Source organism: Campylobacter sp. US25a (assembly GCF_004379075.1).
GTDB lineage: Bacteria > Campylobacterota > Campylobacteria > Campylobacterales > Campylobacteraceae > Campylobacter_D > Campylobacter_D jejuni.
The window spans coordinates 12,703-37,775 of sequence record NZ_RYYM01000001.1; the positions used below are offsets into that span (position 1 = coordinate 12,703).

Annotated in this window: 22 protein-coding genes and 2 tRNA genes; 19 read left to right on the top strand and 5 right to left on the bottom strand. The window is 30.9% G+C overall.

The window, feature by feature from the left end; translation table 11 throughout:
• Positions 1-21 precede the first annotated feature (21 nt).
• Complete coding sequence (gene salC, locus ELQ12_RS00080; protein WP_134264482.1) at positions 22-837, bottom strand: peptidylprolyl isomerase SalC; 816 nt, start codon at positions 835-837, stop codon at positions 22-24.
• Positions 838-901: 64 nt separating this feature from the next.
• Here salC and gltX point away from each other — a divergent pair, with 64 nt between their 5' ends.
• The 4 genes from gltX to ELQ12_RS00100 are packed head-to-tail and all read left to right on the top strand — an operon-like array spanning position 902 to position 4,830.
• A complete protein-coding gene (gltX, locus tag ELQ12_RS00085; protein WP_134264483.1) occupies positions 902-2,293 on the top strand; it encodes a glutamate--tRNA ligase in 1,392 nt (463 codons plus the stop codon).
• Position 2,294: 1 nt separating this feature from the next.
• On the top strand, positions 2,295-3,530 hold the full coding sequence (locus ELQ12_RS00090; RefSeq protein WP_134264484.1) for a malic enzyme-like NAD(P)-binding protein: 1,236 nt from the start codon (positions 2,295-2,297) through the stop codon (positions 3,528-3,530).
• Positions 3,527-4,153 carry a uracil phosphoribosyltransferase gene (upp, locus tag ELQ12_RS00095; protein ID WP_070300595.1) on the top strand — a complete coding sequence of 209 codons (627 nt, stop codon included), beginning with the start codon at positions 3,527-3,529 and terminating at the stop codon, positions 4,151-4,153. Before ELQ12_RS00090 ends, upp begins: the two co-directional genes overlap by 4 nt.
• A gap of 5 nt (positions 4,154-4,158) precedes the next feature.
• The gene (locus ELQ12_RS00100) at positions 4,159-4,830 is read left to right on the top strand and encodes a menaquinone biosynthetic enzyme MqnA/MqnD family protein (protein WP_070210008.1); all 672 of its coding nucleotides are present in this window, start codon (positions 4,159-4,161) and stop codon (positions 4,828-4,830) included.
• Here the strand turns inward: ELQ12_RS00100 and ELQ12_RS00105 are convergent.
• Positions 4,827-5,477, bottom strand: a complete 651-nt coding sequence (locus tag ELQ12_RS00105) for a TrkA family potassium uptake protein (RefSeq protein WP_134264485.1) — start codon at positions 5,475-5,477, stop codon at positions 4,827-4,829. The two genes, ELQ12_RS00100 and ELQ12_RS00105, sit on opposite strands and share 4 nt — an antisense overlap.
• Before the next feature lie 10 nt (positions 5,478-5,487).
• Positions 5,488-6,831 carry a TrkH family potassium uptake protein gene (locus ELQ12_RS00110; protein WP_044778992.1) on the bottom strand — a complete coding sequence of 448 codons (1,344 nt, stop codon included), beginning with the start codon at positions 6,829-6,831 and terminating at the stop codon, positions 5,488-5,490.
• Positions 6,832-6,970: 139 nt separating this feature from the next.
• On the opposite strand from ELQ12_RS00110, the gene ELQ12_RS00115 reads away from it, so the two are divergent.
• Positions 6,971-7,046: transfer RNA gene (locus ELQ12_RS00115), tRNA-Phe, on the top strand.
• Between the two features lie 107 nt (positions 7,047-7,153).
• On the opposite strand, the gene ELQ12_RS00120 is transcribed toward ELQ12_RS00115, so the two are convergent.
• Positions 7,154-7,230 (bottom strand) — tRNA-Ile (locus ELQ12_RS00120).
• Between the two features lie 53 nt (positions 7,231-7,283).
• Positions 7,284-8,384, bottom strand: coding sequence for an FtsW/RodA/SpoVE family cell cycle protein (locus ELQ12_RS00125; RefSeq protein WP_044780131.1), 1,101 nt, complete (start codon positions 8,382-8,384; stop codon positions 7,284-7,286).
• A 77-nt stretch (positions 8,385-8,461) separates the two neighbouring features.
• Here ELQ12_RS00125 and ELQ12_RS00130 point away from each other — a divergent pair, with 77 nt between their 5' ends.
• The 14 genes from ELQ12_RS00130 (at position 8,462) to ELQ12_RS00195 (ending at position 25,072) form a co-directional block, all read left to right on the top strand.
• A complete protein-coding gene (locus ELQ12_RS00130; RefSeq protein ID WP_070210338.1) occupies positions 8,462-9,430 on the top strand; it encodes an RluA family pseudouridine synthase in 969 nt (322 codons plus the stop codon).
• Positions 9,375-10,610: a fibronectin type III domain-containing protein gene (locus ELQ12_RS00135; protein WP_079860350.1), complete on the top strand. Its 1,236-nt coding sequence runs from the start codon at positions 9,375-9,377 to the stop codon at positions 10,608-10,610. Before ELQ12_RS00130 ends, ELQ12_RS00135 begins: the two co-directional genes overlap by 56 nt.
• Positions 10,610-11,788 (top strand): tRNA (guanosine(46)-N7)-methyltransferase TrmB, encoded by a 1,179-nt coding sequence (gene trmB / locus ELQ12_RS00140; RefSeq protein ID WP_070210336.1) that lies wholly within the window; start codon positions 10,610-10,612, stop codon positions 11,786-11,788. Before ELQ12_RS00135 ends, trmB begins: the two co-directional genes overlap by 1 nt.
• A 69-nt stretch (positions 11,789-11,857) precedes the next feature.
• Positions 11,858-12,523, top strand: a complete 666-nt coding sequence (locus tag ELQ12_RS00145; protein WP_002856386.1) for an ABC transporter ATP-binding protein — start codon at positions 11,858-11,860, stop codon at positions 12,521-12,523.
• Positions 12,510-13,316 (top strand): FtsX-like permease family protein, encoded by an 807-nt coding sequence (locus tag ELQ12_RS00150; protein ID WP_044779023.1) that lies wholly within the window; start codon positions 12,510-12,512, stop codon positions 13,314-13,316. Before ELQ12_RS00145 ends, ELQ12_RS00150 begins: the two co-directional genes overlap by 14 nt.
• On the top strand, positions 13,313-14,506 hold the full coding sequence (locus ELQ12_RS00155; protein ID WP_134264486.1) for a M23 family metallopeptidase: 1,194 nt from the start codon (positions 13,313-13,315) through the stop codon (positions 14,504-14,506). The genes ELQ12_RS00150 and ELQ12_RS00155 overlap by 4 nt, the downstream gene beginning before the upstream one ends.
• A gap of 51 nt (positions 14,507-14,557) precedes the next feature.
• The gene (gene pyrH / locus ELQ12_RS00160) at positions 14,558-15,277 is read left to right on the top strand and encodes a UMP kinase (RefSeq protein WP_044779025.1); all 720 of its coding nucleotides are present in this window, start codon (positions 14,558-14,560) and stop codon (positions 15,275-15,277) included.
• 10 nt (positions 15,278-15,287) lie between these two features.
• Positions 15,288-15,512, top strand: coding sequence for a DNA-directed RNA polymerase subunit omega (locus ELQ12_RS00165; protein WP_002853464.1), 225 nt, complete (start codon positions 15,288-15,290; stop codon positions 15,510-15,512).
• Entirely contained in the window at positions 15,496-17,691 is a 2,196-nt protein-coding gene (locus ELQ12_RS00170; protein ID WP_126224280.1) for a bifunctional (p)ppGpp synthetase/guanosine-3',5'-bis(diphosphate) 3'-pyrophosphohydrolase, read from the top strand. Before ELQ12_RS00165 ends, ELQ12_RS00170 begins: the two co-directional genes overlap by 17 nt.
• A gap of 11 nt (positions 17,692-17,702) precedes the next feature.
• The gene (tyrS, locus tag ELQ12_RS00175) at positions 17,703-18,908 is read left to right on the top strand and encodes a tyrosine--tRNA ligase (protein WP_134264487.1); all 1,206 of its coding nucleotides are present in this window, start codon (positions 17,703-17,705) and stop codon (positions 18,906-18,908) included.
• A complete protein-coding gene (locus ELQ12_RS00180; protein ID WP_070240362.1) occupies positions 18,905-19,996 on the top strand; it encodes a nitronate monooxygenase family protein in 1,092 nt (363 codons plus the stop codon). Before tyrS ends, ELQ12_RS00180 begins: the two co-directional genes overlap by 4 nt.
• Entirely contained in the window at positions 19,996-21,975 is a 1,980-nt protein-coding gene (locus ELQ12_RS00185; RefSeq protein WP_070240365.1) for an N-acetylmuramoyl-L-alanine amidase, read from the top strand. Before ELQ12_RS00180 ends, ELQ12_RS00185 begins: the two co-directional genes overlap by 1 nt.
• On the top strand, positions 21,972-23,813 hold the full coding sequence (mnmC, locus tag ELQ12_RS00190; protein ID WP_070240367.1) for a bifunctional tRNA (5-methylaminomethyl-2-thiouridine)(34)-methyltransferase MnmD/FAD-dependent 5-carboxymethylaminomethyl-2-thiouridine(34) oxidoreductase MnmC: 1,842 nt from the start codon (positions 21,972-21,974) through the stop codon (positions 23,811-23,813). Before ELQ12_RS00185 ends, mnmC begins: the two co-directional genes overlap by 4 nt.
• Positions 23,814-23,932: 119 nt before the next feature.
• Complete coding sequence (locus tag ELQ12_RS00195) at positions 23,933-25,072, top strand: hydrogenase small subunit (protein WP_002861961.1); 1,140 nt, start codon at positions 23,933-23,935, stop codon at positions 25,070-25,072.
• Position 25,073 lies beyond the last annotated feature (1 nt).

Below are 25,073 nucleotides of genomic sequence, written 5' to 3' on the forward strand. Positions count from 1 at the left end.
CCCTATTAAAGGGAAATTTCCTTATCTTAAATATTCTATATTGATTTTAGAGCGGAGTTTATCAAAATAATCCTGTATGAAATTTTGTCTTTGTTCGCTTACATAAGCGTTTAAAACTTCATTTTTAACTTGCTCATATTCAGGAGTTTGTGCTCCATCTTTGCTTTTAACTTCATAAAGTTCATAGCCATTTTTTCCATTTAAAACAGGGGAAAAGCCTCCAACAGGAATTTGCGATAAAAGCCCTAAAAGTCTTGGATCGGCATTGCTTGTGTTTAAAGATGTATTTTGTGATTTAAGAATTGTTTTTTTTGTATTTTTGATATTTTCTAAAGTTTGAGGATTGTTTGATAAATAAATATTTGCATTAATTTGTGTATAAAGAGTGAATTTATCTTTATTTTGTTCGAAAAATTTTTTTGCTCCATCATCACTAAAATCAGTTTTTGCCATACTTGCGATTTTTTCATAAAGCTTTCTTTTTTCTAAATCTTTTTTAAAATTTGCACGAAATTGTTCATAGCTTTGATTTTTGGATCTTAAATTTGCTTTGAAAGCATTTAAAGTAGTTTTGTTTTGAGCAAGCATTTTATTTATAGCATCATCAAGCTCTAGATCATTGACTACAATACCCAGTTGTTTCATTTGTGAAATTTCCATTTTTTCATTGATGAGTACGCCTAAAGCTTTATTTCTATCAATTTTAAGTGCTTTCATAGTTTGATCTATATCATAAGTCGTGATAGGCTCTTTGTCTACAACTACAGCTATAGCATTAATGGTATTTGCACTAGCTAAACTTGCAAAAAATGCAAAACTTAATAAAATTTTTTTCATTTCAAACCTTTATTTAAGTATAAATATCGCATTATATCAATAAAAATTTAAGAAAAGGCAAAAAATGCACGAAAAACTTACAACGCGTTTTGCTCCAAGCCCAACAGGGTATTTGCACATAGGTGGACTTAGAACAGCTCTTTATAATTATTTATACGCTAGAAAAAATGGTGGAAATTTTTTACTTCGTATTGAAGATACGGATTTAAAAAGAAATTCCAAAGAAGCTACTAAAGCAATTATCGAAGCTTTTAAATGGTGCGGTTTAGAACATGATGGAGAAGTAACTTACCAATCAGAGCGTTTTGATCTTTATAAAGAATATGTTAAAAAGCTTTTAGATGAAGGCAAAGCATATTATTGTTATATGAGTAAAGAAGAATTAGAAGAATTGCGCGCCAAGCAAGAATCTGCGAAAGAGCGCCCAAGATATGATGGAAGATATAGAGAATTTACAGGCACGCCACCTCAGGGTATAGAACCTGTTGTGCGTATTAAAGCACCTCAAAGCGGCGAGATTGTTTTTGAAGATGGGATTAAAGGCGAGGTAAAATTTAAAGCAGAGGATATAATGGATGATTTTATCATTGCAAGAAGTGATGGAACTCCAACTTATAATTTTACTGTTGTTATTGATGATGCTTTAATGGGGGTAAGTGATGTGATTCGTGGGGATGATCATCTTTCAAATACTCCTAAACAAATTGTGCTTTATGAAGCATTGGGTTTTAAAATTCCTAAATTTTTTCATGTGGCTATGATACATGGAGAAGATGGTAAAAAGCTTTCAAAAAGACATGGGGCAACTGATGTTATGGAATACAAAGAAATGGGAATTTTACCTCAAGCTTTGCTTAATTTTCTTGTGCGTTTAGGTTGGAGTCACGGTGATGATGAGGTTTTTTCACTAGAAGATTTGAAAAAACTTTTTGATCCTTATCATATCAATAAAAGCGCATCTTGTTATAATGCTAAAAAGCTTGAATGGCTTAATACTCATTATATTAAAACTTTACCTTTTGAAGAGATTAACCGTCAGCTTAAAGATCTTGGCTTTGATTTATCTGTTTATGAAAAGGCAGGATTTTTACTTGATTTATTAAGAGAGCGTGCAAAAACCTTGCATGATATTATCAATGGTGCAAAAAGCATAGTTAATACGCCGCAAAATTATGATGAAAATGCAGTGCAAAAATTTGTTAACAAAAATAATTTAGAATTGCTCCAAGTATTTGCTAATACGCTTAAAGATCAAAAAACAGGTAAAGATTTTGAAGATTTTACAAATGATTTTTTAGAAAAAAAAGAAGCAAAGTTAAAAGATTTGGCTCAGCCTATACGCATAGCTTTAACAGGGAGTGCGGTAAGTCCTAGTATTTTTGAAGTATTAGAATTTTTAGGGGTTGATGAGTGTAAAAAAAGAATAGAAAATTTTTTAAAAGTTAGAGGAAAATAAAATGAATTTAAAAGAAGAAGCTTTAAAATACCATTTAGGTGGGAAAATTGATATTGTGCCAAGTAAGCCAATGGCTACAAGTTATGATCTATCTTTGGCGTATAGCCCAGGAGTTGCAGAACCTTGCCTTGAAATCGCTAAAGATAATGAGCTTGCTTATACTTATACAAACAAGGCTAATTTGGTAGCTATAGTTAGCGATGGTTCTGCTGTTTTAGGACTTGGAAACATAGGAGCACAGGCTTCAAAACCTGTTATGGAAGGTAAGGCTTGTTTGTTTAAAAAATTTGCAAATGTAAATGCTTATGATATAGAAATTAATGTTCATAGTGTGGAAGAGATTGTAAATTTTTGCAAGGCTTTGGCTCCGACTGTGGGTGGGATAAATTTAGAAGATATAGCTGCTCCAAAATGTTTTGAAATTGAAGCGGCTTTGCAAGATTTAGGAATTCCTGTAATGCATGATGATCAGCATGGAACGGCTATTATTTCAACTGCGGGACTTATGAATGCTATGGAGATAAGCGGTAAAAAATTTAAAGACATTAAGGTGGTTGTAAGTGGCGCAGGTGCCGCAGGTATAGCAAGTGCTAAGATGTATAGAAATTTAGGGGTTGAAAATATTATTTTAGTAGATAGCAAAGGTGTTGTTTCTAAGGATAGAAATGATTTAACTCCTCAAAAGCTTGAATTTGCTGTTGATTCTAAGGAAAAGACTTTAAAAGAAGTTTTAAAAGGAGCTGATGTTTTCCTAGGACTTAGTGCGCCAAAAATTCTTGATGATGAAATGGTTTTAAGTATGGCAAAAGATCCTGTAATTTTTGCTTTGGCAAATCCTATCCCTGAAGTGATGCCTGAAGATGTGGCTAGACTTAGAAAAGATGCGATTGTAGGAACAGGAAGAAGTGATTATCCAAATCAAATCAATAATGTTTTAGGTTTTCCTTTTATTTTTCGCGGGGCTTTAGATGTGCGTGCAAGTAAAATCACTGAAAATATGAAAGTAGCTGCTGCTAAAGCATTAGCAGATCTTGCAAAACTTCCTGTAAGTGATGCGGTTAAAAAGGCTTACAATCTAGGTACTTTAGAATTTGGAAGAGATTATGTCATACCAAAACCTTTTGATGAAAGAGTAAAAGCTGCAGTAAGTACAGCTGTAGCAGCAGCTGCGGTAAAAGATGGTGTGGCTAAGGTAAAAAATTTTAACGAGAAAGCTTATTTTGAAAGCTTAAAATGAAAAATATTCATTGTATCAATCATCCATTGATCGAACATAAATTAGGAATTTTAAGGGCTAAAGAGACAAAGCCCTTTCAATTTCGCATGTTAATCGATGAAATTTCATCTTTTTTACTTTTTGAAGCGAGTAAAGATTTTTCTTTAAAAGAAATTGAAATTTCAACACCTATACAAAAAACTACAGTAAAAAAACTTGATGAAAAAATTATGATTTGCCCTATTTTAAGAGCTGCATTAGGAATGCTTGAAAGTGTTTTTAAGATGATTCCTGATGCAAGTGTTGGATTTTTGGGATTTGTAAGAAATGAAGAAACTTTAAAGGCGGATTTTTATTTTCAAAAACTTCCCAAAGATGCAAAAAAACGCACCGCTATTGTCATAGATCCTATGTTTGCTACAGGTGGAACTGCTATAGAGGCTTGTAATTTTTTAAAAAGCCAAGGAGTTAAAAAAATAAAATTTATATCCATACTTGCTGCTTTGCAAGGTTTGCAAAAATTTAGCCAAGTGCATGGTGATGTGGAAGTTTTTGTGGCTTGTATTGATGAAGGTTTAAATGAAAAAGGTTATATTATCCCAGGGCTTGGAGATGCAGGAGATAGAGTGTTTAACACTCTTTAAAAGAGATGATTTTTGGAAAAATTGATTATATTAATCTTTTACCTTTACATATATATCTTAAGAAATATCCCCTACCTAATGGTTATAAAGCAAGTATGGAGTATAAAAAAGGAGTTCCAAGTAAGCTAAATAAAGATTTATTTTATAGAAGAATTGATGCAGCTATCATTTCAAGCATAGAAAGTGCTAGAAAAAAATATAAAAATTTAGATTTGGGTATTTGTGCTAATAAAAGAGTTTTAAGTGTATTAGTAGAAAAAAATACATCAAATGCCAAAGATCCAAGTTCAGCAACTTCAAATGCTTTAGCTAAAGTATTAAAACAAGATGGAAAAGTAATTATAGGTGATAAGGCTTTAAAGCTTTATCTAAAAGATCCTTCTAAATATATCGATTTATGTGCAAAATGGCACGAAAAAACAGGATTGCCTTTTGTTTTTGCTAGATTTTCTTGTGTGCAAAAAAAAGCTTTATATAAACAAATTTTGAAAAAATTTCCAAAAACAAAGATTAAAATTCCTTATTATATACTGCAAAATTATGCCAAAACAAGGGATTTAGATATAAAAGATGTTAGATATTATTTAGATGAAGTTATATATCATAAAATTTCTACCAAAGAAAAAACAGCCTTAAAGCGTTTTGTAAAGGCTTGCAAGGCTTTAAATCTTGTTTAGTGTTCAAATTCTCTAAGTTCTTTAACTGTTCCAAGGAGTATTACAACATCTCCACTATAAACTGTCGTGGTTTCTAAATCAGGCAATATTTCCCAGTCGCTATTTAATTTTTTATAAGAAATCACTTTCATATTTTGTGCTATATGTTTTAAAGAATTTCCTGCTAATTTTTCATCTATATTGATCTTAATAGCTCGTATAGTATTTGCTGAAAGATCAAAAACTTCATAATCGGCATCTTTGGTTAAAAATTCTTTTACCAGTCTTTTAGCGCTTTCTTTTTCAGGATAAATAACCTTTGTTGCGCCTAACTTAGAAAGAATTTGACCATGGATATTAGAGGTTGCTTTAGCAATGATGTTTTTAACGCCTATATCTTTAAGTGCCATAAGAGTAAGGATTGATTTTTCAACATTTTCTCCTATGCTAACAATAACAACTTCAACATCATGAAAGCCTGCTTCTTTTAGAGCTGAAATATTTGTAGAATCTAAAATATAAGCATAGCTTGGAGGATTTTGTATACTTTTTAAAGTTTCCTCATCTTTATCCGCAACGATAACAGTATGACCTCCAGCAATGAGTTCATCTGCTACAACTGAGCCAAATTTTCCAAGTCCTATAATTCCATAATTAAGATTTTTCACGATTTTACCTTTATAAATTAACCTTTCCTTCAGGGAATTTTAAATGAATAGCTTTGTCTTGTTTGAATACCGAGAGTAAAAAAGCAAAAACACCTATCCTGCCACTTAGCATCATAATGATGATAATCACCTTGCTAGGATCGCTAAACAAAGCGCATAAAGATAAAGTTCCACCATTTCCTACCGAAATTCCTACCGTTGCAAAAGCTGAAGAAGTTTCAAAAAGTAAGGCTATAAAATCAAAATTTGACTCTAGCAAGGAAAGCAAAATAACAGCTATTACTATATAAACAGCTGAACCTACAGCTATAATAAAAGCTTTAGATATAGTTTCTCTTGGAATTTCATGTCCAAAAATTCTAACTCTTCCATCTCGGATACTCCAATAAGCATAGAGCAATAAAACCATTACAGTTGTTACTTTCATACCCCCAGCTGTTCCTCCTGGTGCACCACCAATAACCATAAACAATGATCCAAAAAATAAGCTCGCATCATGCAAATGTCCCATATCTAAGGTGTTAAATCCTGCTGTGCGGTAATTAATAGCGATAAAATATGAGCTTAAAATTTTATCAAAAAATGAAAAATGTCCTATAGTTTGAGGATTTGAGTATTCAAAAGCAAAAATAATAAGCGTTGAAGAGAAAATAAGAAAAATACTTGCAACAACAACCATTTTTGTATGTAGGCTTAAATTTTGCAATTTTTTTCTTTGAAAAAAGTATAATTCAACCAAAACAAAATATCCAAGCCCTCCAATAATAATCAAAGAAGTGATAATAAGATTAATTGCTATATCATGTTTGTAAGCTATAAGTCCATGTTCAAATATGGTAAACCCAGAATTATTAAAAGCGCTAATAGAATGAAAAATTCCAAACCATAAAGCTTTCTTAAAATTCATTTCAAGGGCAAAACGCATGGTAAGAAGTATAGCACCTATCAATTCTATAGTAAAAATGAACAGTAAAACCTTTTTAAAAAATTTAAATAAACCATCCATTGATGGATAAAATAAAGACTCTTTTAGTAAATTTCTTGCACTAAATCCCACTTTTTTGCGTATGAGTATATAAACAAACAAACCTATACCCATATATCCCAAGCCTCCAATTTGCACCAAAGCCAAGATAATAATTTGTCCTGCTAAGGTAAAATCAACCGCAGTGTTCTTAACTGCTAATCCTGTCATACTAACAGCAGATGTGCTTGTAAAAAAGGCATCTAAAAAATCAATAGGAGTTGTATGTGCCCAGCTTGAATGTAGCAATAAAGCCCCAAACAATGCAATAATAATATAACCAGCTAGTAAAATTTTAAAAGTTCGTCTATCTAGTCCAAATTGTTTCAAAAAATTTCCATTTGATAATGATCTAAAGCGGGTATTCTATCTTATTAAAACTTTAAGGGAAATAAAATTTTATTTTTGTATTTAAACTTAAATTAAAGAAAAAAAGATACAATTACATTTTTACTTTATCAAACTAAGTGGTTGGATAGCTCAGTCGGTAGAGCAGCAGACTGAAAATCTGCGTGTCGGCAGTTCGATTCTGCCTCTAACCACCACTTTATCTTTCAAAAAATCACATCACATATTTTTTTACACAAGACCGAAATATTTAAAGGACTAAAAATTATTATTTTAAAGAGAGAGTCTATAACTTATAATAGAATGGTGGATTTAGCAGGACTCGAACCTGCGACCAACCGGTTATGAGCCGGTTGCTCTAACCAACTGAGCTATAAATCCGCCTAAGTTGAATTAAAAGATAAAATTATATCTTATTAATGCTTAAAAATATTTTATTTAGCCTTTATATCCATCCAAAAATATCTAAAAGTGATTAAATGCTGTAAAATTCCAAAAAAAATCATAAAAATAGTAAAAGAACTTCCACCATAACTAAAAAAAGGCAAAGGGATCCCAACTACTGGTGCAAAACCTATAGTCATTGAGATATTTACTGCCGCATAAATAAAAATAAATAATGCAACACAATTAATAGCAACTCTAGTAAAATAATCATCTTTAAGTTTATAATTTAAACTAAGTAGATGAAAAATAAGTAAAATATAAAATATAATTAATGTCAATCCCCCAATAAATCCAAATCTTTCTATCATATAAGCGAAAATAAAATCACTAGTTGAAATAGGTAAAAATTTAAAATGAGTTTGCGTAGCTTCATCTTGAGATTTTCCAGTTAAACCACCATTTCCAATAGCTATCATTGATTGGGCTACTTGATAGCTTGGTTTTTCTGAAATAAAATCATGAATTCTTTGCTTTTGGTAGGGCTTTAAAAGATGTGTATAAATAATAGGAGAACTAACACTTATAGCTATAACAATACTTAACCAAATTTTATAATGAACTCCCATGATAAAAAGCACTCCAAAACCAACAAGTAGTAAAACCATAGCACTTCCTAAATCAGGTTCTTTTGCAATTAGCAAAAAAGGTAAGATGATGTAAAAGCTAAGTTTGATGAATTGTTTAAGTTTGTATCCATTTTTTGGAGGAGGATTTTGATAAATAAGATAAGCAAGCATTAAAATAAAACTAGGTTTAAAAATTTCAGAAGGTTGTATAGTAAAGTGAGTAAAAGGAATTTCAAGCCATCTTTTAGCACCTAATTTTTCAACCCCAAAAATATCTACGCTTAGCAATAAAAAAATATTAATCCAATAAGCAACTGGAATAATCCAAATAAATTTCCTTATGGGAAAGAAGAAAAAAACCATAAAAGCAAACAATCCCACACAGGCATAAACAAACTGTTTTTCTGCTAAAAAAGGATTAGCTTCAAAGATCAAGAAAAATGAAATAAGAATTATGGGTAAAAATAAAATGGGTTGCATATAGTCAAAATGAGTTAAAATTCTTCTATCTAATCTAAACAAAATTTGCCTTCAGTTAGTAATATAAAGCTATAATTATAAACTAAAATTTTAAATTTATCAAAACCTCCAAGGAAAAAATGCAAACTTTTTTAGTAGATGAAAATTCAAGGCTTGATGTGTTTTTGGCTAAAAAATTAAACCAAAGTCGCAATCAAGTTGCTTTACTTATAGAAAAAGATTGCGTACAGGTTAATTATAAAATTCAAGATAAAAATTCATTTAAGCTTAAAAATGGTGATATTATTTCTATTGTAAGTTTAAAGCTTTACGATGAGATAAAACCTCAGTTTGAAGTGGATTTTGATATTGATGTGTTATACGAAGATGAAGATTTGCTTGTTTTAAATAAACCTTCAAATTTAGTCGTTCATGGAGCAAGTAGTGTTAAAAATGCCACTTTGGTGGATTGGTTGATAGAAAAAAAATATACTTTATCAAATTTAGGAGGAGAGATAAGAGCTGGTCTTGTTCATAGATTAGATAAAGATACAAGTGGGGCTATACTAATAGCGAAAAATAATTTCACCCACCAAAGATTAAGCGAACAGCTTGCAGATAAAAGCATGGGAAGAATTTATCTTGCGTTAATTGATTTGCCACTAAAAGAAGATAAAATTATAGTAGAAAAATTTTTAATGCGTTCGCCTTCTAATGCTATTAAAAAAATAGCCATAGATAAGGAAAATAAATTCAGTAAAAATGCAAAATCAGCTTTCATAAATGTAGTAAAAACTGAAAATTTAACTCTGATGGCTGCTAAGCTTTTTACAGGAAGAACTCATCAAATTAGAGCGCATTTGGCTAGTTTAAATCGCCATATTTTGGGCGATAGTTTGTATGGTTATAAGGGTAAGTATGATTGTAGGATAATGTTGCATGCCTATTTTTTGTATTTTATCCATCCAAAAACTAAAGAGCAAATTTTTGTTAAAGCACCTTTGATGGAAGATTTTAAAAACATTATGTTTGAACAAATTAATTTAGGAGAGAATGATGAAAAGATTTCGCTTGAGTTTTTACTTGAGTTTTTTAACTCTTTTGCTTAGCGCTTGTAGTGTTTCGCAAATGAATTCGCTAGCTTCAAGTAAAGAGCCTGCCGTAAATGAAAGCTTACCAAAGGTTGAAAGTTTAAAAAGTCTTGGTGATATGAGTAATATTGCTTTTGAATGGGAGCCTTTATATAATGAAAATATCAAAGGATTTTATTTGTATCGTTCTAGTGATGAAAATCCTGATTTTAAACTTGTAGGCACTATTAAAGATAAGTTTCAAACTCATTATGTAGATACTAAATTAGAGCCTGGTACTAAGTATCGTTATATGATGAAAAGCTTTAATGAGCAAGGACAAATTTCAGAAGATGGCAAGGTTATAGAAGTGAGCACAGCTCCAAGACTTGAAGCTGTTCCTTTTATTCAAGCTGTGACCAATTTGCCTAATCGTATTAAACTTATTTGGCGTCCGCATCCTGATTTTAGGGTTGATTCTTATATTATTGAAAGAACTAAAGGTGATGATAAAGAATTTAAAAAAATTGCAGAAGTAAAAAATCGCTTAAACGCTGAATACATCGATAGTGATTTAAAACCTAATGAAAATTCAAGTTATAGAATTATTGCTGTGAGTTTTAATGGGATAAAGAGTGAGCCAAGTCAAGTTGTAAGTTCTACAAGCAAGGCTTTACCCCCTCAAGTTGAGCATTTAAGTGCTAGCACAGATGGTTCTAATAAAATCATTTTAACTTGGGATGCTCCTACGTATGAAGATTTTTCTTATTATAAAGTTTATTCTACGAGCTCAAGCTTCCTTCCTTTTAGTGTTTTGGCAAAGACTGATAAAAATTCTTATGAGGATATAGTAGAAGGAGCAGGTAAAAGCAAGTATTATAAAGTAACAATAGTGGATAAAGATGGTCTTGAAAGTCCTATGCCAAAAGATGGTGTAGAGGGTAGAACTTTAGATAATCCTTTGGCTCCTAGTATTATTTTGGCTCAAAGCACAAGCGAAGGGATAAATTTAGAATGGAGTGATAATGATACTAGAGCTGTTGAATATGAAGTAAGACGCTATGGTGGAGAGCAAAATGCAGTTTTTAAAGGCATTAAAGAAAAGCGATTAAAAGATGTAAAAGCTTTACCAGGGGTGGAATATAGTTATGAAGTTATTGCTATTGATTCGGCTGGGCTTCGTTCAGAACCTTCAAGCAAAGTTAAGGCGGCTCAGTAGTGCCAAATTTTAGAAGCAAAAAGATCAAAGAAATGAATCTGCCTTATAGCAAGGATGATGTTGAATTTCTTTGGCTTGCTAAGAATGATAATGTTAGTCTTATTTATACAAAGGTTCAAGAAGAGAGTTTTTTTCTGCAGATTAAAAAAGCACAAAATGGTTTTGTGATTAAAGGCGATAAACATACAAAACCTTCTAAAATAGGTTATCTACAAAAGGCTTTAAAAATCTTTAAAGAAGGTTTTTGTGAGGATATTATCAATGAAGCTTTTGGACTTAAAAACAATGCTTTAATTGAAAAAACACCATTTATCGTTGATAACTTTGATGAACTTTTATCTAGACTTCAAGGTAAAATTTATATAGAAATAGGCTTTGGATCAGGAAGACATTTGCTTTATCAAGCAAAAGAAAATCCAAATGTTTTAATTTTAGGGGTGGAAATTTACAATCCAGCTTTAACTCAAGTAGCTAAACTTGCTAAGGCACAAAATGTAAATAATATTTTGCTAATCCAAAGTGATGCGAGATTGTTATTGAGTGTATTAAAATCAAAATCAGTTGAAAAGATTTTTTTACATTTTCCTGTTCCTTGGGACAAAAAGCCTCATAGGCGAGTTATTGGGAAGGATTTTTGCAAAGAATGTGCTAGGGTTTTAGTTCAAAATGGTCGTTTTGAGCTTAGAACAGATAGTTTTGAGTATTTTAATTTTACTTTAGAGCAATTTTTGACTTTTCCTGCGCCAAAATTTAGTCTTAGAAAAAATGAAAATTTAGAAATTTCAAGCAAATATGAAGATAGATGGAAAAAGCAAGAAAAAAATATATATGATCTTTGGGTGTGGAATTTTAACCAAGACTGTAAAAATTATGAGTTAAATGAATTTAATCTCTCATCGGTTGAATTTTCTAGAGAGGATTTAAAAAAAATAGAGCAGAACTTTAAAAATATTACTATAAAAAAAGATGATTTTTTCTTGCATTTTGAAAGCATCTATAAACAAGATGAGAATTTGCTTTTAAAGGTTGCTTTTGGAGCTTTTAATAAGCCTGAACATTGTTATTTGCATCTTGATAAAACGATTGATTTTGCTTTTAAAGAACCATTTAAAATTCAAGAAAACATTAAAGCGGTAAATGAATTAAAAGAAATTTTAAAAGTTCAGTTTAAAATATAATTTTTCTTGAAAATTAAGCAAAAATAAAGCATAATTTAAAAATTTAAAAAGGGAAATTAAGGAAAAAGGATGCCTAATTTAATCCAAGCAAATAAACTTACTTTAGGTTATGATGAACTAGTTATTAAAGAAGCGAGTTTTGCTTTTAAGGATGATGATTTTGTTTTTATTACTGGTAAAAGTGGGAGTGGCAAGAGTACGCTTTTAAAGTCTTTTTATGGGGATTTAGAACCTATTTCTGGCAAGCTTGAAGTATGTGGATCTTTGATGAATAAAATTGGAAATTTAGAACTTTTAAAATTGCGTCAAAGAATAGGGATTATTTTTCAAGATTATAAACTTGTACAAGAATATAGTGTTGAAAAAAATGTTATGTTGCCTTTAATGATTAAAGGTTATAGTAAAAAAGTATGCCATGATCAAGCTGCTAAGCTTTTAAAGCATGTAAATTTAACTTTTAAAGCAGATAAATTGCCTAATCAACTTAGTGGTGGTGAGCAACAACGCGTCGCTATGGCTAGGGCTTTAGCTCATAATCCAAAGCTTTTGCTTTGCGATGAGCCAACGGGAAATTTGGACGAGTATTCTTCTGATATTATATGGACTCTTTTAAAGTCTGCTAGAGAACTTTTAGGAACTTGTGTTATAGTGGTAACACATAGAATTCCTAGCAATTTAAGAGTGGATTATCGTCGTTTTAATATAGAAAATGGAAAAATGAATGAAATTTTTTAAAACACATTTATCTTTAATTTTATCTTTATTGTTTATGATGTTTGCTTTTGAGTTTATTTTGATTACAAATGCAACTTTAAAACATTATGAAGAACTTGTTAATAAAGATTATAATATTATAGTTGTCAGTAAAACTGAACTTGATCAGAATGTGGTAAAAACAAAAGTACCATTTTTTGCTGGACTTGAATCTTTAGATCCTAAGGATTTAATCGATCGTTTGAAAAATGATGTTTCTGAAAAGAATTTGAAAGTTTTAAAAGATTCTCTGCCAAAATTTTATACTTTAAAATTAAATTCTTTGCCTGATCAAAATGAACTAAATTCAATTAAAAATCAACTTTTAAATATTGTAGGTGTTAGCAAGGTTGAAACTTTTTCCAAAACCCATGATAAGATATATTCCTTACTTATTTTGATGAAATTTGTTTTTTGGTTATTTTTATTTATCATTATTTTACTTGCCTTTGTTTTGTTTTTAAAACAGATGAGAATTTGGCTTTATGAACATACCGATCGTATTGAAATTATGTGTTTATTTGGAGCTCCGTTTTGGTTTAGATCTTTTATGCTTTATAAGGTAGTTGTGGTTGATTGTTTTATTGCTTTTATTATTTTGCTTGCCTTTTTTACCCAAATTTTTGATCTTTCTATTATCCAAGAAAGCTTAAAGGCTGTAGATATTATTTTTCCACCTATTAATTTTATTTTACATTTGACTTTAATTTTTTTAGCTACTTTGTTTATTTGCTTGTTGTGTGTAAATACGGTTATGTTTAAGGTTAAAAGATGAGAAAAAATATTCTTATCTTTTTTTGTTTTTTTTTGTTTGTTGATATAAGTTTAGCAAACGCTATAAATGAAAAAACAAAAAGTTTAGAAGAAAATAAACGCATACAAGAACAGTTAAATAAAAAACTTGAAGATTTGGCTAGCGATATTTTAAATGGTGAAAAAAGTTTGAAAGATCTAAGTTTTCAAATTGAAAGCTTAAATTCACAAACTTCTAAGCTTGAAGCAAGTGCTAAGGCTCAAAATCAAGAGTTAAACACCCTTGCAAGCCAAAATGAAGATTTGCTTAAAAGTAAATCAAATATGGAAAGTAAGCTTATATCTTTAATGGCTAAAGATTTTGCTTATGATTTACCTATCCCTCAAGGCTATATTGAAAGTGAAGAAAGTTTTATGGCTTTTGAAATTTTAGGAAGTTTAAACAAAGTTTTAAATGAAGAAATTTTAAAAATTTCTAAAGATTATGAGGGAGTAAATAGGCTTATTGATGATAAACAAGCTCAGATTAAGAAAATCAATGATAGTCTTAAGGATTACAACGCTCAATTAACCAAACTTCAAAGTTTAAAACAGAAACAAATTAGCGAAATCAACAAACAAAAAACAGATCGAACCATATATGCAAAAAAACTTGATGACTTACAAGCTCAGCAAGAAGAGCTTAGAAAAACATTAAATCAATTAAAAATTATTAATGATAAAGAAAATGTAAATTCAAGCAAAAATGATACTAAAATAGTAAAAAATAATCAACAAATAAGGCAATTAGGTTCAAGCTATCAAGGAGGTTCAGTCAAGCGTTACACAGGAAAAAAAACCATAGCTCCATTAGATTCTTTTACTGTGAAGCAAAAATTTGGAAATTATGTTGATCCTGTTTATAATCTTAAAATTTTTAACGAGAATGTAGTTTTAAGAAGCAATAAAAGCGATGCAGTTGTTAAAAATGTGCTAGATGGAAAAATAGTTTTTGCCAAAGATACTAGTATGCTAGCTCGAGTTGTTATTGTTGAACATGATAATGGCATACATACAATATATGCACATTTAGATAAGATTGCTCCTAATATTAAAGTTGGTAAGAATATTAAAAAAGGTGCCGTAGTGGGTAGAATAAAAAATGATCTTACTTTTGAAGTAACTCAAAAAAATTTTCATATCAATCCTTTGGAGCTCATTAGCTTAAATTAGCTAAATTTAATGGAATTTAAAATATAATTTCAAGTTAAATAAGGAGAAATAATGCAAGAGAGAAAAAGAGTTTTAGTAAAATTTTCAGGAGAGGCTTTAGCAGGTGAAAATGGCTTTGGCATAGAAAATTCTATTTTAAAATTCATAGCTTCAGAGATTAAAGAACTTGTAAAAAATCAAATAGAAGTAGGCATAGTTATAGGTGGTGGCAATATTATTCGTGGAGTAAGTGCTGCTAAGGGCGGATTGATTAAAAGGACAAGTGGCGATCATATGGGAATGCTTGCTACGGTTATCAATGCTATTGCCATTCAAGAAGCCTTGGAAAGCTCTGGGCTTGAAGTTAGGGTTCAAAGTGCTATTCAGATGGAAGCATTTTGTGAAACTTATATTATGAGAAGAGCACAAAGACACTTAGAAAAGGGTCGTGTTGTGGTTTTTGCTGCAGGCACTGGAAATCCTTATTTTACTACAGATACAACAGCTATTTTAAGAGCTGTAGAAATTGATGCAGATATGGTAATAAAAGCTACAAAAGTTAATGGAGTTTATGATAAAGATCCAAAAAAATTTGATGATGCAGTATTTTTAAATACTTTAAGTTATGATGAGGCTATGCAAGATAATATTAAAGTGATGGATGATACAGCGATAGCTTTAGCTAAAGACAACAAACTTCCTATAGTGGTTTGTAATATGTTTGAAGAGGGTAATTTACTTAAAATCATACAAGGTAATACTAGCCTTTGTTCAATCGTTAAAAATAATTAAGGAGAAAATTATGGATAAAAGAATAGAAGAAGTAGCGGCAAAAGCTTTGGAAAAAATGGGTAATGATAGATATCGCCTTTCTTTAGTGGTAGCAAAAAGAGCGGAACAATTGGCGAATGGAGCAACCCCTTTGGTAGACTTTGATAAAAATAAAAATAAACTTGCAGATATAGCTTTATATGAAATTGCAGAAAATAAAATCACTTTAGAGGGTTTAGTTGAAACCAATCGATGAAGAATTATTGCTTGAACAATTAATCGATAATGTAAAAAATTGTAAAGATTTAGAAGCTGCTAAGGCTTTACTTTTCGAAATTTGTGGCCATGATGCCATTCTTGAAAAAGCAGTAGATTACTGTATATTTTGCCATGAAGGGCAGTTTAGAAAAAGTGGAGAGCCTTATGCGGTACATCCTATTTTAGTAGCAACACTGGTTGGATTTTTAAGTGAAAATAAAAGTAATATTTTAGCTGCTTTATTGCATGATGTGATCGAAGATACAAACTGCACCGAAGAAGAACTTAGAGAGCAGTTTGGTTCTGAGGTTTTAAAACTTGTTTTAGGGCTTACTAAAATTATAGAAATTAGAGAAGATAATCTCATTTCATCAAAATCTAAAAAAAGTTTAACTAAATCAGCCTTGACTTTCAGAAATATGCTTTTAGCAAGCATTGAAGATGTTGGGGTTTTGATTGTGAAGTTATGCGATAGGTTGCATAATATGCTTACTCTTGATATTCTAAGAGAAGATAAGCAAAAAAGAATCAGCGAAGAAACTTTAGTTGTATATGCCCCAATAGCTCATAGACTTGGTATTTCAAGCATAAAAAATTATTTGGAAGATCTTAGTTTTAAATATCTTATGCCAGATGAGTATAAGCTTATTGACAATTATATCAATTCCAATAATCAAGAAATGCAATTAGGTTTAAATGAATTTATTTCCAAAATCGAACTTTTATTTTTGAGTAATGGCTTTAGACAAGGTAGTTTTGAAATTCAAAAACGCATTAAGCATAGTTATTCTATTTATCTTAAAATGCAAAGAAAAGGCATTGGTATTGAAGAAGTTCTTGATTTACTTGGGGTAAGAATTTTGGTTGAAAAAGTAAGTGATTGTTACTTAGCTTTGGGAATTTTACATACACATTTTAATCCCTTGGTTTCGCGTTTTAAGGATTATATAGCCTTGCCTAAACAAAATGGTTATCAAACCATACATACCACACTTTTTGATGCTAAAAGTATTATAGAAGCACAAATTCGAACTTTTGATATGCATAAAATTGCGGAATTTGGTATAGCAGCGCATTGGAAATATAAAGAAGATGGCAGCGTGGTTGCACCTCGTCTTGATTGGCTTACAGATATTTCAATGCAAAGTATAAACAATCTTGAAAATGCAGAAGATTATAATGCTATTGAACTTTATGAATATGCTAAAGATAGTCTTTATGTTGAAGATGTTGCAGTTTATTCTCCTAAGGGAGAAATTTTCACTTTGCCTCGTGGTGCAACGGTTCTTGATTTTGCTTATGAAGTGCATACCAAAGTAGGGCTTCATGCAAAAAGCGCTTATGTAAATCGTATTAAAGTACCTTTGTTAACTGAGCTTAAAAATGGCGATATTGTGCGAGTGGTTACTAGCAATGATAAATTTTATCGCTGTTCTTGGATAGATAGTGTTAAAACAGGAAAAGCAAAAGCAAGTATAAGGGAATTTTGTAAGCAAAAAATCAGAGAGATTAATCTAGCAAGTTCTATTAATATATTAAGTTTTATTTTTGGAGTTGATAAAAATAGAATTGAAACTTGGATAGAAAAAGAAAATTTAGTCAGACGTATTAGACAAGTAGCAACAGATAGTGCTTATTTGAAAGATATAGTCAATGGTCTTAAAAAATACGCCAAGAAGTCATATTGGTTTGATAAATATGAAATTAAAGAACAAAAAATAGGAAATTTTACTCTATATTGTAACCATAAAATTGCTAATGTGGATTTTGATTTTTGTTGCCATCCAAAAAGAGGTGATGCTGTTTTAGCTTTTGTTAAAGGTGGCAACGCAATTGTCCATCATAAGCTTTGCGATAGAGCCGATAAAATGATAGATAATAATCAAGATATGGTATTTATAAAATGGGATTCTAATATCCCTAAATCTTATAAATTGATTTTTTCTTTGGAAAATAAAAAAGGTGTTTTAGCGGAATTTTTGGCATTTTTAGCTAAAATGCAGATAAATTTATTAACAATTAATTTATCAAGTGATTTAAATTCGGCGGTAGATTATTTTGAGATTACAATGGAAATTCCTGATAATATCAACCCAGATAGTGTCAAGGATAGGTTAAAATCTCGTTGTAAGATTTTAGATTTTACATCTTTAAATGATGCTTATAAAGAAGGTTAAAAAGGTTTATTATGGATATAAAAAAAATATTAGCAGAAGTTAAGCGTGGCTGTGCAGAGCTTATTGATGAAGAAAGAATAGAAAAATTAATTAAAAATTATTATGAAAAGGGTGAAAATTTCTTTATAAAGGCAGGATTTGATCCTACAGCACCTGATTTACATTTAGGTCATAGCGTGGTTTTAACAAAAATGGCTTTTTTGCAAAAACATGGAGCTATTGTGCAGTTTTTGATTGGAGATTTTACGGGACAAATTGGTGATCCAAGTGGAAAAAGTGCAACGCGTAAAAAGCTGGATAAAGAGCAAGTTTTAATCAATGCTAAAACTTATGAAACACAGGTTTTTAAGGTTTTGGATAAAGAAAAAACACAGATTAAGTTTAATTCTACTTGGCTTAATGAACTTGGAGCTGCGGGTATAGTAGAGCTTACTTCAACTTTTAGTGTAGCTAGAATGCTTGAGCGTGACGATTTTACCAAGAGATTTAAAGAGCAAAGTCCTATTTCGATTTGCGAGTTTTTATATCCTTTACTTCAAGGATATGATAGCGTGGCTTTAAAAAGTGATATTGAAATGGGCGGAACGGATCAAAAATTTAATCTTTTAATGGGAAGACAGCTTCAAAGAGTTTATAATATAGGAAAAGAACAAGCTGTGATTATGATGCCTTTACTCGAAGGTTTAGATGGTGTAAACAAAATGAGTAAGAGTTTAAATAATTACATTGGTGTTACAGAAAAAGCTAATAATATGTATGCTAAAATTTTAAGTATTAGCGATGAATTGATGTTTAGATATTATGAACTTTTAAGTCAAAAAAGCCTAGAAGAAATCGCGCAAATAAAAAAAGATATAGAACAAGGTAATTTACATCCTAAAAAAGCTAAAGAAAATTTAGCTTTAGAGATTACGGAGCGTTTTCACTCCAAAGAAGAGGCTAATAATGCTAAGTCTGAATTTGATAGAATTCATTCTCAAAATGCTTTACCAAGTGATATGGCTGAGTTTGAAATACAAGGAAAAATTTGGCTTGCTAAGGCTTTGGTTGAATGTGGTTTGGAAAGTTCTACTTCTGCGGCAAGAAGAAGCATTATCGCTAATGCAGTAAGTGTAAATTCTCAAAAAGTTAGCGACGAGCAAATGCATTTAGAACAAGGAGAATACATCTTACAAATAGGTAAAAGAAAATTTGCAAAATTAAAGGTAAAAGAATGAATTTACGACCCTTACAAATAGGAAAACATACTATAAAATATCCCATTTTTCAAGGGGGAATGGGACTAGGCATAAGCTGGGATAGATTAGCTTCTGCAGTTTCTTTAAATGGTGGACTTGGGATCATTTCTTCTGTGGGAACAGGATATTATGAAGAAAGAAAGTATGCGAGTAAAGAATTAAACGCTAAGCCTTATGGAAGTGAAAATTTTTACTCACGCAAGGGTTTGCAAGCTTTAATTAATAATGCAAGAAAAGTTTGTGGCGATGCGCCTTTGGGGTGTAATATCTTATGTGCAAGTAATGATTATGCAAGAATAGCACGCGATGCTTGTGAGGTTGGTTTTAATGTGATTGTTTCAGGCGCTGGACTTCCTACAAATTTACCTGAATTTACTGTAGATTTTCCTGATGTGGCTTTAGTGCCTATTATTTCATCTGCAAAGGCTTTAAAAATTATTTGCAAAAGATGGCAAAGCCGTTACAACCGCCTACCTGATGCAGTGGTTTTAGAAGGGCCAAAAAGTGGAGGTCATCAAGGTTTTACTTATGAGCAGTGCTTAGATCCAAATTATCAGCTAGAAAAATTAATCGCTCCTGTGGTAGAAGAGGCTAAAAATTGGGGATCTTTTCCTGTGATTGCCGCAGGTGGAATTTGGGATAAAAAAGATATAGAAAACGCTATTTCTTTAGGAGCTAGTGGTGTTCAAATGGGGACGCGTTTCATAGGAACTTTTGAATGTGATGCAAGTGAAGAGTTTAAAAGCGTTTTACTAGCTTCTAAAGAAGAAGATATAGAGCTTATTAAATCTCCTGTGGGCTATCCTGCTCGTGGAGTTAGAACCAATCTTTTAAATTTGGTAGATAAAAGAATGGGTCCAAAGATCAATTGTATAAGCAATTGTGTAGCACCTTGTGGACGCGGAAAAGAGGCGACTAAAGTAGGGTATTGTATAGCAGATAGGCTTTTTGATGCATGGTCAGGTAAAAAAGAAACAGGACTTTTCTTTACAGGTGCAAATGGATATCGTTTAGATAAACTTATCAGCGTTAAAGAACTTATGGAAAAATTGGTTAATGGTGAATAATGGCTAAAATTTTTGTATTTTTAGTATTTGTTTTCACAACTCTTTTTGGAGCTTATGAAAATGAACTTGCAAATTTCGATAAAAATTTTATCGGTTCTAAAAGCGAAGTGCAAGTAAAATTTCATCATCAGCTAAAAAGCCTTTATATACAAAGTGTTATCAATGAAGATGAAAAAACTAAAATTGAAATCTTAAAAAGATTGATCATCAGTTCAAATACTTTAAATTTAGACGACAAGTCATATGCTAATGAGTTAAAAGAAAGTGGTATAAGCGAAGCAAGTATCAATGCTTTAAGAAAGGCTGTTATTAAAGATATTAAGGTTCAAAATATTTCTCAAGATACTGAAAAGTCAACTTTTAAACCTGTAAAAACAGTTCAAAAAAGTGAAAAAAAATCACCTAATGAACAAATAAAAAATATAGAAAAAATAGATTTTAAAACTTCACAAGAGCCAAAGAGTAGTATCGTTTCTAAAACAAAAAGTGATGATAAAATTTACGTTTTAAAGTCAAGTAAAACAAGCCAAGGTGTAGAGCTTGAATTAAATGCAAATTTAGATAAGAATCAATTAAAAAGTTTTGCTTTAGATGAAAAAGGAAACTATCGTTTTATTAGTGATTTTGATGGGGTTTTAGAAGGAGGTAAAAAAGAGTTTAAATTTGATGACTATCGTTTAGTGATTTCACAATTTAATCCCAAAACCATACGCATAGTGGTTTATGCTAAAGAAAAAATTCCTATTGATATATCTTTTAAAGAAGAAAAAATAATTTTTTCAAAAGAAATTACTAGCCAAAAAAAGACTGAGCAAGTTAGTAAAATTTCAGAGAAAAAGCAAGATCAAAAAACAGAAATTAAAACCAAAGTTTTAGAAATAAAAAAACAAGATAAAAAAACCAATAACGAAAAAGAAGATCAAGGACCTTTATATGTTTTAGATGTGGATAAAATTTCTAACGCTGTGGTGTTAAATTTGAGCGATGATTTGGATGAAAAAGAAATAGCAATATTTGAAACCAAAGATCAAAAATTCCGGTATGTTGTAAGTTTTAAAGGTGTGTTAGAAGGTAATAGAAAAAGCTTTACCTTTGGACAAAATACAATTGTCGTTACGCAATATAATCCAAAAATTGTTCGTGTGGTTTTGAGTGCTCCTAAAGAATTTAAACTTTTAAAAAAATTGGATAATAAAAATCTCACTTTAGGTTTTCATGCGCAAACTTCAAGTCAAAATGTAGATAAAAAAGCAACTCAAAGTTTTAATAAAACCTTAAGTACGAGATACAAATCAGGAAAACTTATAGTTATCGATGCGGGGCATGGTGGAAAAGATAGCGGTGCTCTAAGTGATAAAAAAGGAAGTTTAAAAGAAAAAGATATAGTTTTAAGCGCGGCTTTAAAACTTGGAAATGAACTTAAAAAACGCGGTTATAAAGTGCTTTACACTAGAAGTTCGGATAAATTTATCAATCTTCGCGATAGAACTAAATATGCTAATGATAAAAGAGCGGATTTGTTTATCTCTATACATGCTAATGCAGCACCCAATGCTGCCAAGGCTAAAAGTAGCGAAGGCGTGGAAACTTTCTTTTTAAGTCCTGCAAGAAGCGAAAGAAGTAAAAAAGCAGCAGAAAAAGAAAATCAAGGGGATTTTGAAGAGATTAATTATTTCTCAAAACAAAGTATTTTAAATTTCTTAAATCGTGAAAAAATCGTTGCTTCAAATAAACTAGCCATTGATGTACAAAAAAATATACTCACTCAAACACGCAAAAAGTATAAAATTGTAGACGGCGGTGTAAGAGAAGCACCTTTTTGGGTTTTAGTGGGTGCGCAAATGCCTGCAATTTTGATTGAAATTGGCTATATCACACATCCAAATGAAGGTAAAAGAATCGCCAATAAAGCTTTTCAAGATTTATTGGTTAAGGGTATTGCTGATGGAGTTGAGAGTTATTTTTATAACAACCGATGAAAAAAGCTAAGCTAATTTTTAAGGATAATACTCCTTTTTCTTTGGATTTTGATGATTTTTATTTTAATTCCAAAGATGGCTTAAATGAAAGCAAATTTGTTTACACTCATTCTTTTGAATGGAAAAATCAAGAAAATTTCATTATCGCAGAGAGTGGTTTTGGTATAGGTTTAAATTTTTTTCTTACTTTGAAACGCTTTTTAGAAACCACTCCTTCTAAGCGTCCCAAAAAACTTTTTTATATCAGTATAGAAGCTTTTTATATCGAAAAAGAACAATTAAGAGAAATTTATCAAAAACTAGGATTTTATGAAGAGTTTAAAGAGCTTTTAGAGCAATTTTTAAAATTTTATCCTAAAGCTAAAGAAGGAATTTATCGTTTTTATTTTGAAGATTGTTTTTTAGATCTTGTTTTTGAAGATATTGCTATTTTAAAAGAATTAGATTTTAAAGCTGATGTTTGGTATTTAGATGGATTTTCTCCAAATAAAAACTCGCAAATGTTTGATGAAAAATTAATTTTTGAAGTGGCAAGACTTTCTAAAAAAAATGCACAAATTTGCACCTTTTCTTCGGCAAGTTTTTTACAAAAAAATTTAAAAAAATATGGCTTTAGAGTAGAAAAAACCAAAGGTTTTAGAAAAAGAGAAATGATTAAAGCTTATTTGGAAAATGAACTTGAGTTTAAAGATAAAGAAGCGTATTTTTCAAGAACATTTTCATCTTTAAAAAATAAAAAAGTAGCTATTATTGGTGCAGGTATATCAAGTGCTGTTTTAGCTTATGAGCTTAGTTTAAGGGGTTTTGAAATAGATGTTTTTGAAAAACATTTAGAATTAGGCAAGGGTGCAAGCGGAAATGAAAGTGGAATTTTAAGCTCTTTAATCTTAAAGCCTAAGGTAAATTTAGGGGAGTTTTCAGAGCTTTCTTTTATAGAGGCAAGTCGTTTTTATAGACAAATTTTAGATTTAGAATTTAAGGGTGTAGTCGAGTTTGCACATAATGATTTGATGCAAGAAAGATTTGACACACAAAGAGAAAATGTTTTGCTTAAAATTTCAAAAAATCAAGCTTTTTTAGAAGATGGTGGAGTGATTTTTCCAAAAAATTTGGTTAAAAATCTTTTTGAAAAAAGTAAAGCTTGTATATATTTTAATCATGAATTTCAAGCTTATAAATTTGAAAATGAGTGTTTTGCTTTAAAATTTAAAAATAATATTGTTAAAAGTGATTATGCGGTTTTGATTTATGCTATGGGCGCAGATACAAAAGATTTTGTTTTTTATGATGAGATGAAATTAAGTAAAGTAAGAGGTCAAGTTACACATCTAAAACCTTTTTTAGACTCTCCATTTCCTTTATCTTCTAAGGCTTATATTTGTCCTATAAAAGGTGATTTGCAAGTGATTGGAGCAAGTTATGATAGACTTGATACAAGTTTAGAATCAAAAGAAGAAGATGATAAACAAAATATAGAAAATATAGCCGAATTTATAGATAAAAATACAAAATTAGAAATTATAGGTTCTAAGGTAGGTTTTAGATCTTATTCGAGTGATCGCTTTATGATAGTCGGAAATGCTTATGATGAAGTGTTTTATAAAGAAGAATATAAAGCTTTATTATGGACAAAAAACAAGGAGCAAAAACCAGCTAAAATGTCTTGTAATTTGTATTTTAATTTTGCTCATGGATCAAGGGGTTTTAGCACAAGTGTTTTAGCGGCAAGGTATTTGTGTGCATTGATAAATAATGAACCCTTGTGTTTAGAAAAAAAATATATCCACGCTATTCACCCTGCGAGATTTTTGATTCGCAAACTCAAAAAAGGCTTATGATTAAACTTTAATTAAGATTGATACTAATATTTGCTTATGAGAGTAAGTTTTTAATTTTATTTTAACTTCCTTTATTTTATTATTATAGAGAATAAATTTCATGTTATAAAGGAAATATAATGATTGATTATCATCAAATAGAGTCGCGTTTATCGGCTCTTGAAAAGCTTCCTTCTTTAAAAGACAATGATAGCATTGCAAAAGCATTAGAAAAGTCAGGTTTTTCTAGAAGGGATTTTATGAAATGGGCAGGTGCTATGACGGCATTTTTGGCTTTACCAGCGAGTTTTACTCCTATGGTAGCAAAAGCTGCTGAGCTTGCTGATAGACTTCCTGTTGTGTGGCTTCATATGGCTGAGTGTACAGGCTGTAGTGAGAGTTTGTTAAGAAGTGATACTCCAACGATTGATAGTTTGATTTTTGATTATATTTCTTTAGAATATCACGAAACAGTGATGGCTGCAGCAGGTTGGCAAGCTGAAGAAAATTTAGAAAGTGCCATTCAAAAACATAAAAATAAATACATTTTAATGGTTGAAGGTGGCATCCCTATGGGTGATACAGAGCATTTTTTAACCATAGGTGCACATGGAAAAACAGGCTATGAGCTTTCAAAAATGGCAAGTGAAAATGCTTTGGCTATTTTTGCTATAGGAACCTGTTCTAGCTTTGGAGGAATCCAAGCAGCAAGACCAAATCCTAGTAATGCGCAGCCTTTAAGCAAAGTAACAAGCAAAACTGTGATCAATGTTCCAGGCTGTCCTCCAAGTGAAAAAAATATAGTGGGTAATGTGCTTCATTATTTATTATTTGGCGAGTTACCAGCACTTGATGTATATAATAGGCCAAAATGGGCTTATGGCTTAAGAATTCATGATCTTTGTGAAAGACGCGGACATTTTGATGCGGGTGAATTTGTGCATGCCTTTGGAGATGAAGGAGCAAAGCAAGGTTTTTGTCTTTATAAAGTAGGCTGTAAAGGGCCTTATACTTTCAATAACTGTTCAAGAGAGAGATTTAACCAGCACACTTCTTGGCCTATTCAAGCAGGGCATGGTTGTATAGGTTGTTCTGAGCCCGATTTTTGGGATACTATGGGACCTTTTGAAGAGCCTATGGCTAGTCGTAAATTTGATACTGTTTTTGGTTTGGGCGCGGATAGTGTTTCAGATAAAATCGGCATAGGCGTGCTTACGCTCACAGGTGTTGCTATAGCAGCGCACGCAGTTATATCTTCCATGCAAAAAGATAAGGAATAAA

Excerpts from the sequence above, each read along its gene's own strand:
- salC (WP_134264482.1), bottom strand. The coding sequence starts at position 837 with ATGAAAAAAATTTTATTAAGTTTTGCATTTTTTGCAAGTTTAGCTAGT.
- gltX (WP_134264483.1), top strand. The coding sequence starts at position 902 with ATGCACGAAAAACTTACAACGCGTTTTGCTCCAAGCCCAACAGGGTAT.
- ELQ12_RS00090 (WP_134264484.1), top strand. The coding sequence starts at position 2,295 with ATGAATTTAAAAGAAGAAGCTTTAAAATACCATTTAGGTGGGAAAATT.
- upp (WP_070300595.1), top strand. The coding sequence starts at position 3,527 with ATGAAAAATATTCATTGTATCAATCATCCATTGATCGAACATAAATTA.
- ELQ12_RS00100 (WP_070210008.1), top strand. The coding sequence starts at position 4,159 with ATGATTTTTGGAAAAATTGATTATATTAATCTTTTACCTTTACATATA.
- ELQ12_RS00130 (WP_070210338.1), top strand. The coding sequence starts at position 8,462 with ATGCAAACTTTTTTAGTAGATGAAAATTCAAGGCTTGATGTGTTTTTG.
- ELQ12_RS00135 (WP_079860350.1), top strand. The coding sequence starts at position 9,375 with ATGATGAAAAGATTTCGCTTGAGTTTTTACTTGAGTTTTTTAACTCTT.
- ELQ12_RS00145 (WP_002856386.1), top strand. The coding sequence starts at position 11,858 with ATGCCTAATTTAATCCAAGCAAATAAACTTACTTTAGGTTATGATGAA.
- ELQ12_RS00150 (WP_044779023.1), top strand. The coding sequence starts at position 12,510 with ATGAAATTTTTTAAAACACATTTATCTTTAATTTTATCTTTATTGTTT.
- ELQ12_RS00155 (WP_134264486.1), top strand. The coding sequence starts at position 13,313 with ATGAGAAAAAATATTCTTATCTTTTTTTGTTTTTTTTTGTTTGTTGAT.
- pyrH (WP_044779025.1), top strand. The coding sequence starts at position 14,558 with ATGCAAGAGAGAAAAAGAGTTTTAGTAAAATTTTCAGGAGAGGCTTTA.
- ELQ12_RS00165 (WP_002853464.1), top strand. The coding sequence starts at position 15,288 with ATGGATAAAAGAATAGAAGAAGTAGCGGCAAAAGCTTTGGAAAAAATG.
- tyrS (WP_134264487.1), top strand. The coding sequence starts at position 17,703 with ATGGATATAAAAAAAATATTAGCAGAAGTTAAGCGTGGCTGTGCAGAG.
- ELQ12_RS00180 (WP_070240362.1), top strand. The coding sequence starts at position 18,905 with ATGAATTTACGACCCTTACAAATAGGAAAACATACTATAAAATATCCC.
- ELQ12_RS00185 (WP_070240365.1), top strand. The coding sequence starts at position 19,996 with ATGGCTAAAATTTTTGTATTTTTAGTATTTGTTTTCACAACTCTTTTT.
- mnmC (WP_070240367.1), top strand. The coding sequence starts at position 21,972 with ATGAAAAAAGCTAAGCTAATTTTTAAGGATAATACTCCTTTTTCTTTG.
- ELQ12_RS00195 (WP_002861961.1), top strand. The coding sequence starts at position 23,933 with ATGATTGATTATCATCAAATAGAGTCGCGTTTATCGGCTCTTGAAAAG.